16 protein-coding genes and 2 pseudogenes are annotated in these 12,232 nt (G+C 65.3%); 10 read left to right on the forward strand and 8 right to left on the reverse strand.

Annotated elements, in window-relative coordinates; translation table 11 throughout:
• Positions 1-147: 147 nt before the first annotated feature.
• The 3 genes from AC2T4A_RS20060 to AC2T4A_RS20070 form a co-directional block, all read right to left on the reverse strand.
• Entirely contained in the window at positions 148-1,218 is a 1,071-nt protein-coding gene (locus AC2T4A_RS20060; RefSeq protein WP_416750438.1) for a DUF748 domain-containing protein, read from the reverse strand.
• A gap of 175 nt (positions 1,219-1,393) precedes the next feature.
• Positions 1,394-1,552 carry a hypothetical protein gene (locus AC2T4A_RS20065; protein ID WP_416750440.1) on the reverse strand — a complete coding sequence of 53 codons (159 nt, stop codon included), beginning with the start codon at positions 1,550-1,552 and terminating at the stop codon, positions 1,394-1,396.
• A 408-nt stretch (positions 1,553-1,960) separates the two neighbouring features.
• The gene (locus AC2T4A_RS20070; RefSeq protein WP_416750442.1) at positions 1,961-2,176 is read right to left on the reverse strand and encodes a hypothetical protein; all 216 of its coding nucleotides are present in this window, start codon (positions 2,174-2,176) and stop codon (positions 1,961-1,963) included.
• A gap of 192 nt (positions 2,177-2,368) precedes the next feature.
• Here AC2T4A_RS20070 and AC2T4A_RS20075 point away from each other — a divergent pair, with 192 nt between their 5' ends.
• Positions 2,369-2,629, forward strand: coding sequence for a hypothetical protein (locus AC2T4A_RS20075; protein WP_416750444.1), 261 nt, complete (start codon positions 2,369-2,371; stop codon positions 2,627-2,629).
• Between the two features lie 15 nt (positions 2,630-2,644).
• On the opposite strand, the gene AC2T4A_RS20080 is transcribed toward AC2T4A_RS20075, so the two are convergent.
• The gene (locus AC2T4A_RS20080; protein ID WP_486741605.1) at positions 2,645-2,869 is read right to left on the reverse strand and encodes a hypothetical protein; all 225 of its coding nucleotides are present in this window, start codon (positions 2,867-2,869) and stop codon (positions 2,645-2,647) included.
• Between the two features lie 335 nt (positions 2,870-3,204).
• Here AC2T4A_RS20080 and AC2T4A_RS20085 point away from each other — a divergent pair, with 335 nt between their 5' ends.
• Positions 3,205-3,372 carry a con-10 family general stress protein gene (locus tag AC2T4A_RS20085; RefSeq protein ID WP_416750448.1) on the forward strand — a complete coding sequence of 56 codons (168 nt, stop codon included), beginning with the start codon at positions 3,205-3,207 and terminating at the stop codon, positions 3,370-3,372.
• A 175-nt stretch (positions 3,373-3,547) separates the two neighbouring features.
• On the opposite strand, the gene AC2T4A_RS20090 is transcribed toward AC2T4A_RS20085, so the two are convergent.
• From AC2T4A_RS20090 to AC2T4A_RS20100, 3 genes are all read right to left on the reverse strand, one after another.
• Positions 3,548-3,721, reverse strand: a complete 174-nt coding sequence (locus tag AC2T4A_RS20090) for a hypothetical protein (protein ID WP_416750450.1) — start codon at positions 3,719-3,721, stop codon at positions 3,548-3,550.
• 88 nt (positions 3,722-3,809) lie between these two features.
• Entirely contained in the window at positions 3,810-4,202 is a 393-nt protein-coding gene (locus tag AC2T4A_RS20095; protein WP_478378903.1) for a response regulator, read from the reverse strand.
• A 173-nt stretch (positions 4,203-4,375) separates the two neighbouring features.
• Positions 4,376-4,777, reverse strand: a complete 402-nt coding sequence (locus AC2T4A_RS20100) for a low affinity iron permease family protein (protein ID WP_486743703.1) — start codon at positions 4,775-4,777, stop codon at positions 4,376-4,378.
• 678 nt (positions 4,778-5,455) lie between these two features.
• Here AC2T4A_RS20100 and AC2T4A_RS20105 point away from each other — a divergent pair.
• From AC2T4A_RS20105 to AC2T4A_RS20140, 8 genes and pseudogenes are all read left to right on the forward strand, one after another.
• Positions 5,456-6,769, forward strand: a complete 1,314-nt coding sequence (locus AC2T4A_RS20105) for an erythromycin esterase family protein (protein WP_486741606.1) — start codon at positions 5,456-5,458, stop codon at positions 6,767-6,769.
• Positions 6,770-6,935: 166 nt separating this feature from the next.
• Complete coding sequence (locus tag AC2T4A_RS20110; protein ID WP_486741607.1) at positions 6,936-7,955, forward strand: acyl-CoA dehydrogenase; 1,020 nt, start codon at positions 6,936-6,938, stop codon at positions 7,953-7,955.
• Positions 7,952-8,716 carry a PIG-L deacetylase family protein gene (locus tag AC2T4A_RS20115; RefSeq protein ID WP_486741608.1) on the forward strand — a complete coding sequence of 255 codons (765 nt, stop codon included), beginning with the start codon at positions 7,952-7,954 and terminating at the stop codon, positions 8,714-8,716. The genes AC2T4A_RS20110 and AC2T4A_RS20115 overlap by 4 nt, the downstream gene beginning before the upstream one ends.
• Positions 8,713-9,300: a methyltransferase domain-containing protein gene (locus AC2T4A_RS20120; RefSeq protein ID WP_486741609.1), complete on the forward strand. Its 588-nt coding sequence runs from the start codon at positions 8,713-8,715 to the stop codon at positions 9,298-9,300. The genes AC2T4A_RS20115 and AC2T4A_RS20120 overlap by 4 nt, the downstream gene beginning before the upstream one ends.
• Positions 9,300-9,962, forward strand: coding sequence for a glycosyltransferase family 2 protein (locus tag AC2T4A_RS20125; protein ID WP_416750466.1), 663 nt, complete (start codon positions 9,300-9,302; stop codon positions 9,960-9,962). Before AC2T4A_RS20120 ends, AC2T4A_RS20125 begins: the two co-directional genes overlap by 1 nt.
• Positions 9,963-10,041: 79 nt before the next feature.
• Positions 10,042-10,287 (forward strand): annotated as a pseudogene (locus AC2T4A_RS20130) ((2Fe-2S)-binding protein); the annotation flags it as partial.
• A 10-nt stretch (positions 10,288-10,297) separates the two neighbouring features.
• Positions 10,298-10,390: pseudogene (locus AC2T4A_RS20135) on the forward strand (hypothetical protein); the annotation flags it as partial.
• Positions 10,391-10,409: 19 nt separating this feature from the next.
• On the forward strand, positions 10,410-11,051 hold the full coding sequence (locus tag AC2T4A_RS20140) for a phosphoribosyltransferase (protein ID WP_486741610.1): 642 nt from the start codon (positions 10,410-10,412) through the stop codon (positions 11,049-11,051).
• 107 nt (positions 11,052-11,158) lie between these two features.
• Here AC2T4A_RS20140 and AC2T4A_RS20145 read toward each other — a convergent pair whose 3' ends face one another.
• Positions 11,159-12,199 carry a LacI family DNA-binding transcriptional regulator gene (locus AC2T4A_RS20145; RefSeq protein WP_486741611.1) on the reverse strand — a complete coding sequence of 347 codons (1,041 nt, stop codon included), beginning with the start codon at positions 12,197-12,199 and terminating at the stop codon, positions 11,159-11,161.
• Positions 12,200-12,232: the final 33 nt, after the last annotated feature.

The following is a 12,232-nucleotide window of genomic DNA, read 5'->3' on the forward strand; positions in this document are numbered from 1 at the left end:
GCGCACCATCCTCGCAATACACCCGGCGTATCGTCTTCCAGTTCGGTATCAGCTACCGCGCGCCTGCGCACCAGGTCCGATGAGCCGGGCTTCGGTTGCGCCGCCACACATGGCAACGCGCACGGCACCAGTCACTGAAACCTGGGCTCACTCGTCCGGCGCGTTACGCTCGTAGCGCGCATTGAAAGCCTGGATGAAGGCATTGCGCAGAATGCCGAGAAAAGCCTGGAAGGCGCTGATGTCCTGACGGTGGACGCTGCCACTGAGGTCGACGCGGGTGGCGAATTGGTCCTTGCGCTGGTTCTTGAGTACTGTCTCGCCGCCGCCGACCAGTGCCTCCCAGATGGAACGGAACAGGCTCTTGTCCTTTTCTTCCACGTCCTGCTGCCAGTTGAACACGTCCACATCCCGCAGCAGCGGTTTGAGATAGCCGCTGAGCTGGCCGTCCTTTGCCTTCGCCTCGATGACCAGGGTGCCGCGACCACGATTGAAATCGAACTTGCCGTAGGCCGAGGCGAAGTCGTTAACCCGCCGCAGCTCGACGTCGCTGGCGCGCAGGCGCAATTCGAAATCCTCGAAGTTCTCGAACGGGTCGAAGGAAGCCTGCACCTCTACCGGCGCCTGGCCGAACAGCTGCGCATGGCCTTCGAAGCGCGCTACTCGCTCACCTTTCTCGTCCGCCACGTTGGTCAGGTTGTACAGGCTTGCCTGCACCTCATTGGCAGTCAGGTGCACCGGCGGCCTGGACTGGTAGTTGCGGAAGTGAATGCGCCCGTCGTCGATGCGGACCTCGTCCAGGGTGATGGGCAACAGTTTGTTCAACTGCTCGCGCCAATCAGTGCCGGCACCGCTCTGGGAATTCTGCTTGTCGCCGCCGTCGACGAAGTTCAGCTCCGGCCGCAGGAAGACCACTCGCGCCACGATGCCGTGGTCATACCACAGCGCATGCCAGCTCACCGACAGATCGATCACCGGCGCATCCAGCAGCGGCACCGGCACCTTGCCGTTGACCTTGACGATTTTCAGGCCATTGATCCGATAGGCGCCGCGCCATAGCGCAAGGTCCACATCGGCGATCTGGCCGTGGTAGTCGCCCATGCGATCCAGCTTGCCGTTGAGGTAGTCGCGGATCACATAGGGCAAGGCGATGTGGGCGACCAGCAACAGCAGCAGGATCGCCAGGATGCTCGCCATGGGCACGCTGTAGCGCTTCTTCATCCCCGCCTCCGAAAGTTCTCTGGCAGTGGACTGATGCGGCAACGCGCGAGTTCAGGGAATTGGTGCTCCGCTCCGTGGCAAGGCGCGTGCGGCGGCAGATGGTCGTCAAATGCCGGCGGCATCGTGCCCAGGCTAGTAACCATGGCAGGCACCGCGCAGTGCCTGCCGGCAAGCGTCAGGTGTCCGGCTCGGCGGCCTCGAAGGACACGTCCTGCACATGGTGCGCCTCCACGTTGCGACGGATCGTGTGGTAGCGCTTCTGGAAGCCACGCAGGTCGTTGATGGGTATCTGCAGGTGCCGCGCAACGTGGCACCAGGCGCGAGCCTCACTCATGGCGTCGTCCTTCGCCTCGAACTCGAATGCCCTTCCTTGTTTCACAAAACGGACGTGGTACCGCTTTGCTACCGACTCGTCCCCCATGGCGCCTCCGGTTCATGCCTGTGCTTCAAGCAATGACTGGCCGGGCACGCATCCGGTTCCGCCTGATTGATCCTCGCTCTGGCTCTCTCAACGCAGCATCAGCTTTCGCCGATAGCCCTTGCGGGAAAGGAAGGAGACGCCGCCGGCTTCCGCAGGTTGCTGAAGCTGGACGTGCAGAGACGCTCCTGCCTTGCAGGTGCGTTCTGCTCGGGGCTGTCCGTTCGACGTCGGAGCGGCACAGGCCAAGGCCGCGTAAAAGGCGCGCAATACCCGCGAGGAAAGCAAGGCAGGGAAAACGGCACCAATCAGTTGCCGGAAGGCTCAGTCCATCACCACCAGTGAAATGCTGCCGCCGTCGGCGGGGACATGGTGCAGGACGAGATCGATCCGGTGGGCGGCGTGCAACAGGGTTTCTGCGTCGTGCTCGAGCAACAGCGCGGCGGCCATCAACGCCGCTGCCGTATCGGCGGCACTCGCTTTGAGGGCGGCTTCCCGCAGCACCTGAACGACGCAGGTTTCATTGAATGCCGAGGCCATCAGTACCTTTCGTAGTCGCTCCATGTCAGATTCCCTTCCGTGTGTGCGCATGTGAGGAATAGCTCCATTTTGCCGCGCGCACTCTTCCGGCCGACGATTGGCGGGGGCTGCAGGAATGTCTTGATTGGGTAACGCGTTACATTAAACTGACCCCGATCACAGTAACGCGTTACCTTGAAGCCAGGAGCTCCGATGAAAGACGCCAAGGACAGAGCCACCCGCGATGCCTTCGAAGCGCCACGCAAGGGGCGCCCCCGCAAGGAAGGCGCAATGACCAACGCCGAGAAACAGGCTGCTTACCGCAAGCGCCGGGCGGAAGCCGGCGGCGGCGCAGTGATGCTCAATAACGAGGAAATCTGGCTGATCTGCCATGCCCTGGACGGCAAGGTCTGGGAGGCTGACGCCGAGCAGCGGCAAAAACTGATCGCGCGGTTGCGCAAGCGGGTGGTTTGAAGCGACTGCCGCGACTCACATCAGGGCGCAGATCAGCTCCATGCCGAGGCTCCTCACCTGTCGGTCCGTGCGCAGCTCGCCGCCGCGGATACCGATCACGTTGGTACGTGGCGTAGAGGTGTAACGATTCTGCAGGCTGATGAGGTAACGGCCGTCGTCCTGACGGTCACAGGTAAAATCGAACAGCGGGTAGCTGCGGTGAAGTAGCTCCGCGACTGAGCGGCAACTTGGCGGATTCATGGGGCTCTCCTGCATTGACCGCTTCATCGTGCCCCCTTGCGACAGGAATGGAACCGTGGCCTTGTGCCATTGGTTTTTCCGCCTGTTTCGGCCCGCCCGATATAAATCCCCTTCTATTAGCCGCTTGGGTATCGATCGACTCTCGTTACGCTTGTCTGCCAATTTAATAACCCTGACCAGCGGTTATTTCTTTACTTATAACGGTGATCCGCGAATGCCATGCCTCATCGTTCTAAAAAAGAGTCGAACACCCGTTGGTGAATTCTTTCGGATGAAGTGAATGCCCTGCATTCGCCAATTCATTTCCCAAGGATATTTCCCACGGAGTAAGCACCATGGCCGAACACAGAGGCGGTAAAGGCAATTTCGCGGAAGACCCGCAGCGCGCATCCGAAGCTGGCAGGAAAGGCGGCCAGCAGAGCGGCGGCAACTTCAAGAATGATCCGGCGCGCGCATCCGAGGCGGGCCGCAAGGGAGGTCAGCGCAGCCACAACGGCCACTGATCTCCGGGCCGGCGGGACGTCGCGCCCGCCGGCCCGTTGAATTCGTTATTCCCCGCAACGAAAAGTTCCCCGCAACGAAAACGGCGCCGAAGGATCGGCGCCGTTTTTTATGGGTGGGTGCCGCCCGCTGGTGTTGGCGCAATGGGCTTCGCCTCGATGCGCCTGGCGGCGCCTTTCACTGGGTGCAGAGCACCTCGCTGATCTGGATGTCGGCGCGCGAATCGTGGCCGACCGAGCCATGCAGCGCACGGACGAACTTCTGCGCCTGCTCACGGCTCAGGCTTTCCTGCAGCAACACCGTGCTCATGGGCTGGCCGTCGCGGCGGTAGCGGATCAGGTACGCGTGCATGGCGATCTCTCCTGGTGAACGGGGAAGGAAATGGGCAGGAGCAACTATAGGCACAGACTGGGAGACCCATCCTGTAGCCTCTGTAGCCTCAGCTGATCAGCCAGGGCTGCACCGGCGGGTTGTTCAGGGTGCGTTGGATGGCGCCTTCCAGTTCGTCAAGGTCCACCGACTTGGGCAGCACCGGATAAGGCGCGCCCTCCTCGCCTTTCTCCGCCCAGGGCGATAGCACCAGCACGCGCATGCGCGGGCGCATTGGCAGGCAGGCTTCGATCAGTGCGGCGCCGGTCAGTGGGCCGGTGAGTTGTTCGTCGATCAGAAACAGGTCGATCACTGAGGATGACACCAGATGCTCGATGGCTTCCTCTTCGCTCAGCGCGCTGAGCACCGCGTGGCCCTGGCCGAGCAGGTGATTTTCCAGGCGCTGGAGCTGCTCGGGCTTTTCCTCGAGGACCAGGACCATCTTGTTGTTGAGCGTCTGCATGTTGTGCATCTCCCTTGTGTAGATCGGGAGTGCAGCAAGTTCCGCGCCCGAACCACCTGTGCCCGCGCGGGCGCATGACAGAGCTGTCGGTGGCCGCACTGATTGCGCCGCGCTATCAGCAGAATGCCCGAAGGGCTCTTTGCAGCGATGCAGAATGCCGGAAGGCAGACCAGTCAATCGCCGTGATTCTGCGCTTGCCCTTCTGCTTTTTCTTCGCGGTCGGCCACCTTCTGCGGTGAGCCATCCCCGGCGTTTTCCTCGCCCATTTCCTCATAGGTCTTGCGCAGTTTCTGCAACTCCTCGCTCCCCATATCATCGAGCCCCATCAGCACCCGGTGGGCATGGTGGGTGGTGCGCAGGAGCTCATCGATCTTGATGTGCAGCGCATCGGTATCGCGGTTCTGGGTGCTCTGGATCAGGAAGACCATGAGGAAGGTGATGATCGTGGTCGAGGTATTGATCACCAGTTGCCAGGTGTCGTTGAAGTGGAAGAACGGCCCGCTCAGTGCCCAGCCCACCAGCAGCACACAGGCCAGGGCGAAGGTGAGCGGGCGCCCGGACCATTGCGAGAGCATTTGGGCGAACCGCGAGAAGCCCTTGTCGCCTTGCTGCTTCTTGGCCCGGCCGTGCCGGCCGGACTTCTCAGGCGTCTGTTTCGCCATGCTGGCACCGTTCGGGAATGGTGATGGTCACGTAGTCGCGGTGCGGCCGGTCGTTACCGGCAGGCCGGCGGCGGGATTTGCCCGGCGCGCCGGGTTTGCCAAGGGCGGGACTCTTCGGGCTGGGCATGCGTGCTCTCCGCAAACCAGGGTGTCTGATAGGTAGAGACGCCTTCGCGATGGGGAGTTCAGAAAACTGCAGTGCCGGTGGCTGTCATGGTGGTTCGAGCCGGTACGGTCGCCCGGTACTTCGGAGACATCATCGCGAACGAAGTCCGCTCCACCCCCAGGCGGATCCTGTCCGACGAATCGAAACACAGCCGTGCCATATGCCCGCAGGCGAAACGGCCTAGTCCGACAAGTTGCTTGGCTATCTGGCTGGGGATGTTAGGGTGGAGGTGGCTCCAAGAGTTTCCCCTGGCCCCTTTCCGATGGGGCCTTCTTTTTGCCCGCACGCTTCACTTTCCTCGCTCAAAACGCTTCGAGCGTCGTTCCCTTCTTGTCGGCAGGTCAGTTGGCTAGTGGCGCAAAGCGCTGAACTCCCTTGCTCCCGCGCGGCCGAACGAAGAAGCCGTTCGCCGAAGGAGCCGCGTCATGCCCGTCACCGCCTCGCCGCCATCCGCGTCCGCCATCCATACGGTCCTGCGCCGCTTCGCCGAGCCCCTCGACGACCCCGGCGCGCCGGAGTTCGCCAGAACCTTTGCACGACTGGCTGACGCCCGCGTGGTACTGATCGGTGAAGCCAGCCACGGTACGGCAGAGTTCTACCAGGCGCGCGCGGCAATCACCCGGTTGCTGGTGGAGCAGCACGGCTTCGAGATAGTCGCCATCGAAGGCGATTGGCCTGATGCGGCGCAGGTGGATCGCCAGTTGCGCGGCAACCCAAGGCCGGCCAACGAGCCGCCCTTCAGCCGCTTCCCGTCCTGGATGTGGCGCAACCGCGAGGTCAAGGACTTCCTCGCCTGGCTGCGCGAGCACAACGAAGGACTGTCGGCGGATCGCCGCGTGGAGTTTCGCGGACTGGACATCTACAGCCTGCGCGGCTCGATCGGCGAAGTGCTGCGCTATCTGGACCGGCATGACCCACAACAGGCTGCAGAGGCACGGCGGCGCTATGCCTGCCTGACGCCCTGGCAGGACAACCCGGTCGACTACGGCCGCGCGGTGTTCGAAGGCGATTCGTCGCCCTGCGAGCAGGCCGTCATCACCCAGCTCAACGAACTGCTGATGGCCCGCCTGGAAGCCCTCGACCCCCACGAGGATTCCTTCGACGCCGCGCAGAATGCGCGGGTGGTGCGCGCCGCCGAGCACTACTACCGGGCCATGTATCGCGGCGGGTCGGCGTCCTGGAATCTGCGCGACAACCACATGTTCGACACCCTGCGCCAGGTGCTGCGTCGCCGAGGGCCGCAAGCGCGGGCGGTGATCTGGGCGCACAACTCGCACATCGGCGACGCCTCGGCCACCGAGATGGGCTGGAACGGCCAGTTCAACCTGGGCCAGCTGTGCCGCACCCACTGGGGCGACAGCGCGGTGCTGCTGGGCATGGGCACGGGCAGCGGCGTGGTCGCCGCAGCCGATCGCTGGGATGGCGAGATGTGTCTGAAACCTGTACGCCCTGCGCGGGCGGACAGTTGGGAGCAGCAGTTTCTCGAAACCGGCATCCCCATGTGCCTGGTGGACTGGCGCCAGCGCCAGGCGCTGCGCCAGACACTGGAAGTGCCATTGCTCGAACGCGCCATCGGGGTCATCTACCGCCCCGAGAACGAGCGCCAGAGCCATTACTTTTCAGCGCTGCTGGGCGCTCAGTTCGACGCCTTCCTGTGGTTCGCGCATACCCGCGCCGTTACACCCCTGGATAACCGGAGCGCGCCCGGCGAAGACCAGACCTACCCCTTCGGACTCTGATCGCCCGCGCCCGGTGCTTCGGCCAGCAGGCGCCGGAGGCGGTGAATTTGCAGATGCGGTGCAATCCGTCCGACGTTCAACCCGAAGGAGCGACGGCGAATTTTCTCTGAACCCAGGCGGGGACCTCGCAGTCGGGATGTTTAAGCAACCTCCATCGGGAAAAGCCATGACCCAGGATCGCCTGCATGCCCTGCGCGACCTTCTGCGCGATTTCGAACTGCCGCTGGAAACCGCCCACCAGGGCGCCTTCCTCGGCGCCGCCCTGCGTCAGCTCAGCGACGACGGCCTGGACCGCCTGCCTTTGCCCGGAAGCGGCGACACCTTGCGCCGCTGGCAGGCACTGGCCACGGTGGCGGGCGCGGACCTTTCGCTGCTCAAGCTGTACGAGGGGCATACCGATGCAATGGCGATCCTTGCCGAGCTGGAGGGTGAGGCCCTCCCCGGCACCTGGGCGGTGTGGGCCGCCGAACCGCCCGGTGCCAGCGTGCAGATCAGCGTCCGCGAAAACGGCTTCGTCCGCATCAGCGGCAGCAAGCCCTGGTGCTCCGGCGCCGCCGTGGTGGAGCACGCACTGGTCACGGCAAAGGACGAGCAGCAGCGCCCGCAACTGGTCGCGGTGAGCCTGGCGCAGCCGGGCGTACGCATCGGCAGCGATGGCTGGAACGCCGTCGGCATGGCCGCCACCCACAGCGTTGCGGTGGATTTCGACGGCGCCCTGGCGCGTTGTATCGGCGGGCCGGGTGAATACCTGCAACGCCCCGGTTTCTGGCACGGTGGCGCCGGCATCGCCGCCTGCTGGTATGGCGCCGCCAGTCGCCTGGCCAGCTACTTGCGCCACGGCCGCACCGAAGACCCCCATGCCATGGCCCATCTCGGCGCGGTGGACGCCGCCCTGGCCGGCGCGGCGGGGGCATTGCGCGAGTGCGCCGGATGGATCGATGAGAACCCTGCCGCCGCCTCGGAGCTGGCCGCCCGCCGCGTGCGCGCACAAGTCGAAGGCGCGGTGGAGGCCGTGCAGTGGCACGTAGGCCGCGCCCTGGGCGCCACCCCATTCTGCCGCGACCGCCGCTTCGCCCGTCTGGCCGCCGACCTGCCGGTTTTCATGCGGCAGAGCCACGGTGAGCGCGACCTTGCGCACCTCGGTCTGCACCTGGCGGCAGAGGCTGAGGAGGCCTGGGCACTGTGAGCCAGCCGGAAAACCTCATCGCTGGCGCCGCCGGCACGCCAGCCTCGGTCTGGCGCGCCGCGACGCAGCTGCAACGTCTGCCACGCATCCGCAGCGAGGAACTGCTGCCGCCCGGCTGCCGGCTGGTAGTGGTAGCCCCCCACCCGGACGACGAAGTCCTCGCCTGCGGCGGCCTGCTCGCCAGTCTCGTGGAAGGCGCCCATGAGGGACTGCTGATCTCGGTTACCGATGGCGAAGGCAGCCATCCCGGCTCGCTGCGCTGGACGCCGCAGCGCCTGCGCAACACCCGCGAAGTGGAAAGCCTGACCGCCCTCACCCGCCTTGGCCTGGATTTGCAGCGCTGGGACTGGCAGCGCCTGCATTTGCCGGACAGCGGCGTGAAGACGCTCGATCTCGCTGAGCGCCTGCGCGCGTTGATCCGTCCAGGCGACCAGCTCATCAGTACCTGGCGCCAAGACGGTCACTGCGATCATGAAGCTACCGCCCTGGCCTGCGCCCAGGTCGCCGCTGGCTGCGGAGCACGGCACATCGAGGCGCCGGTATGGGCCTGGCACTGGGCCGTACCCGGCGATCCGCGCCTGCCCTGGGCTCGTGCACGGCGCCTGGACCTTGATGAAGCCGCTGTACAGCGCAAGCGCGAAGCCATCCAGGCCCACGCCAGCCAATTGGAAGGCCCCGAACCAGTACTCGGCGAGCGGCTGCTGGAAACCCTGCTGCAACCCTTTGAAATGTTCTTCCTGCCCGCCGGCGGTGCGCCATGAGCCTGCCGGCCGAGCACTTCGATGAGCTCTACAGCGGCGACCCGGACCCCTGGTCCTTTCGTACCCGCTGGTACGAACAGCGCAAGCGCGAGTTGATCCTCGCCTGCCTGCCCCGTCCGCATTTCCGCCACGGCTACGAGCCGGCCTGCGCCAATGGTGAAAGCAGCGCCGCATTAGCCCAGCGGGTCGACTGGCTGCTGTGCAGCGATTACAGCGCCGCCGCCGTGGCGCTGGCACGCGAACGCCTGGCGGGAATGGAAAACGTGCGCGTCGAGCAGCACCAGTTGCCCCAGGGCTGGCCCAGGGCGCGCTTCGATCTGATCGTGCTCGGCGAAGTCGGTTACTACCTCGACCCGAAGGCCTGGCAGCGCACCGCCGAACTGGCGCGGGAAAGCCTCTGCGAAGGCGGTGTGCTGCTTGCCTGCCACTGGCGTCATCCCATCGAGGGTTGCACGCTGGCAGGTGATGCGGTGCATGAAGTACTGGCCGATGCCCTGGGCAAACGCCCGGCGGTGCGCCATGTGGAGAGGGATTTCCGACTGGAGCTGTGGTTCGACGAAACCGGCTTCGACAAGGAGGCGTGATGATCGGCGTGCTGGTGCCCGCACATAACGAGGAGCAAGTGCTGGAAAACTGCCTGCGCTCGCTGCAGGAAGCGGCGCGTCATCCTGACCTGGACGGCGAGCCGGTGTGCATCCTGGTGGTGCTGGATGCCTGCACCGATGCCAGCGAAGCGGTGGTCCGCTCGCTGGGCGTAGCGGTGTTGCGGGTCGAGGAACGCAATGTTGGCCATGCCCGGCGCGCCGGCGCCGCGCAATTGCTGGAAGCGGGCGCACGCTGGCTGGCCTGCACCGATGCCGACAGCAGCGTCAGCCGGGACTGGCTGGTGCGCCAACTGGCGTTCAACGCCGAAGCGGTATGCGGCACGGTACGGGTCGACGACTGGTCCCAGCACGCCGAGCACGTGCGCCTGCAGCATGAACGTCACTACCAGAGCCGGGAGAATCATCGGCACATCCACGGCGCCAATCTCGGCATCTGCGCCCTGGCCTACCAACGCGTCGGCGGCTTCCGGCCGCTCGCCAGCGATGAAGACGTGCACCTGGTTCGTGAGCTGGAACGCAGCGGCGCGCGCATCGTCTGGACCCACCAGACCTGCGTTACCACCAGTGCCCGCCATGATTACCGGGCGCTTGGCGGCTTCGGCGAATTCCTCCAGGGCCTCGACGGGCCGGCGACGCTCTGACCGCTCGCACGGATTTTCCGAACCATCGGCCCGGTGTCCACTCACAGCCCAGGCAAGCCATCCATCTTTCGGAGGCCCCATGCCCGCAATCCGCGAGCCGTCCATGGCGGCACAGAGCATCTGCCTGACCCTCAATGGCGAAGAACGGCAGCTGCAGGTGCTGCCCTGGACCACCACCCTCGACCTGCTGCGCGAGCAGCTTGACCTCACCGGCAGCAAGAAAGGCTGCGACCACGGCCAATGCGGCGCCTGCACGGTGCTGCTGGATGGCCGCCGGGTGAATGCCTGCCTGCTGCTGGCGGTGATGCGCGACGGTTACGCACTCGGCGGTATCTGTCGGCGTGGCGGCAGCCGTGGCTAACGCGGTCTACCATGCAACCGGTAAACGCATCCGCGAGCTGCCCATCACCCTGGACAAGTTGTTGTAACTCGCGAAAGGAGCCTCTGATGCCCTCAGTGCAGTACACCAACCGTCGCCATGCCGGCGTTGCCCTCGCCATGGCCCTGCGCGACATGCCGCTGGAGGACCCGCTGATCCTCGCCCTGCCCCGTGGCGGCGTGCCGGTAGCCAAGGAGGTCGCCTGCGCCCTCGGTGCTCCGCTGGACGTGCTGCTGGTGCGCAAGATCGGCGCGCCGGGCGACGAGGAATTCGCCCTGGGCGCCATCGTCGACGGGCCCGAGCCGAACTGGGTGGTGGACGAGCAGATGCTCGAGCGCTTCGACCCGCCGCCGGAATGGTTCGAACAGCAGGTGCTGGAGCAGATCCGCGAACTGGAGCGCCGCCGCTTGCTCTATCGCGGCGTGAAGGCGCCGGCGCGCCTGGAAGATCGCGACCTGATCGTGGTCGACGACGGCCTGGCCACCGGCAGCAGCATGCGCGCTGCGCTCAAGTGCCTGCGGGCGCACCACCCACACAAGGTGGTGCTCGCCGTTCCGGTGGGTCCGGCGGAAACCGTAAAGAGTCTGCGCGAAGAGGTCGATGTGCTGGTCTGCCTGGATACTCCGACACCGTTCCGCGCGGTAGGCGACCATTACCGCGACTTCCACCAGCTCAGCGACCAGGAAGTGATCGATCTGCTGGCCAAGTGAGCTTTTCGTAGGAGCGAGCTTGCTCGCGAACCGCTCAACTGCAGAGTCGCCGGGATACTCGTTCGCGAGCAAGCTCGCTCCTACAGTGGACGGACAGGCAGCGCGGTTCAGCCGCTTTCGCGCTCCAGCACCCGGCAGCCGAGCAGGTTCAAGCGCTCCACCTCGCCCTCCAGCGGCAACACGCCGATCGACTGCAGCACGCGCAGCGCGGCGATCTCGCCAATTTCCCGCGCCGGCGGCTTGATGGTCGAGAGGCTCGGCAGCAGCATTGGCGCAAAGGGGTAGTCGCCGAAGCCCAGCACCGCGCAATCCTCGGGAATCCTCAGGCCTGCTCGCTGGCCGGCAAGCAGGCCGCCGGCGGCGAGGTTGTCATTGGCGAAGATGATCGCTTCGGGGCGTTCCGAGCCTCGCGCCATCAATGCTTCCATCGCTTGCCGCCCGGCTTCGAAGGGCGCGCTTTCGGTGGGTACGAACATCCATGGCTCGCCGCCCAGCTCGCGCAAGGTGTTGGCGTAGCCGTCGCGGCGGTCGAGCGCACTGAAGTCCCCCGGCGCACTGTTCTGCACGAACGCGATACGCCGGTAGCCCTGCCCGTGCAGGTAGCGCACCGCCTCCACGCCGACCTGGTAGTGGGAGAAACCCACCTGGATCGGTGCGCGTTCGGGCTGGTAATCCCAGACCTCCACCACCGGAATGTCGGCGCCGGCGATCAGTTTCTCGGTGGCCGGCGTGTGGAAATGGCTGGTCAGCACCAGCGCTGCCGGATTCCAGCCGAGGAAGGCGCGCACGGCGCTTTCCTCCTTGTCTTCGGAGAAGTAGCTGGAGGCCAGCAGCAGTTGGTAGCCATGGGCAGCCAGGGTGTCGCTGACAGCCTGGATGGTGTCGGCGAAGATCGGCCCGGAAATGTTCGGCACCACCATCCCCACTACCCTGCCCCGCGCCGAAGCCAGCCCGCCGGCCACCTGGTTGGGCACGTAGCCCAGCGCATTCACCGCCGCGCCGATGCGCTCGCGCAGGTCATCGGACAGCTGCGCCGGCTGGTTGAAGTAGCGCGACACGCTGATGGCGGAAACGCCGGCACGTTCGGCGACTGCGGTCAGCGTGACGCGTCCTGCGCCACGGCGTTTGCGGGGGGTCTGATTGGCCAATCCTGCTCTCCTGCCTTCCGCCATTTATCTGGC

The sequence above is a fragment of the Pseudomonas sp. PVC-3-1 genome (assembly GCF_057444315.1).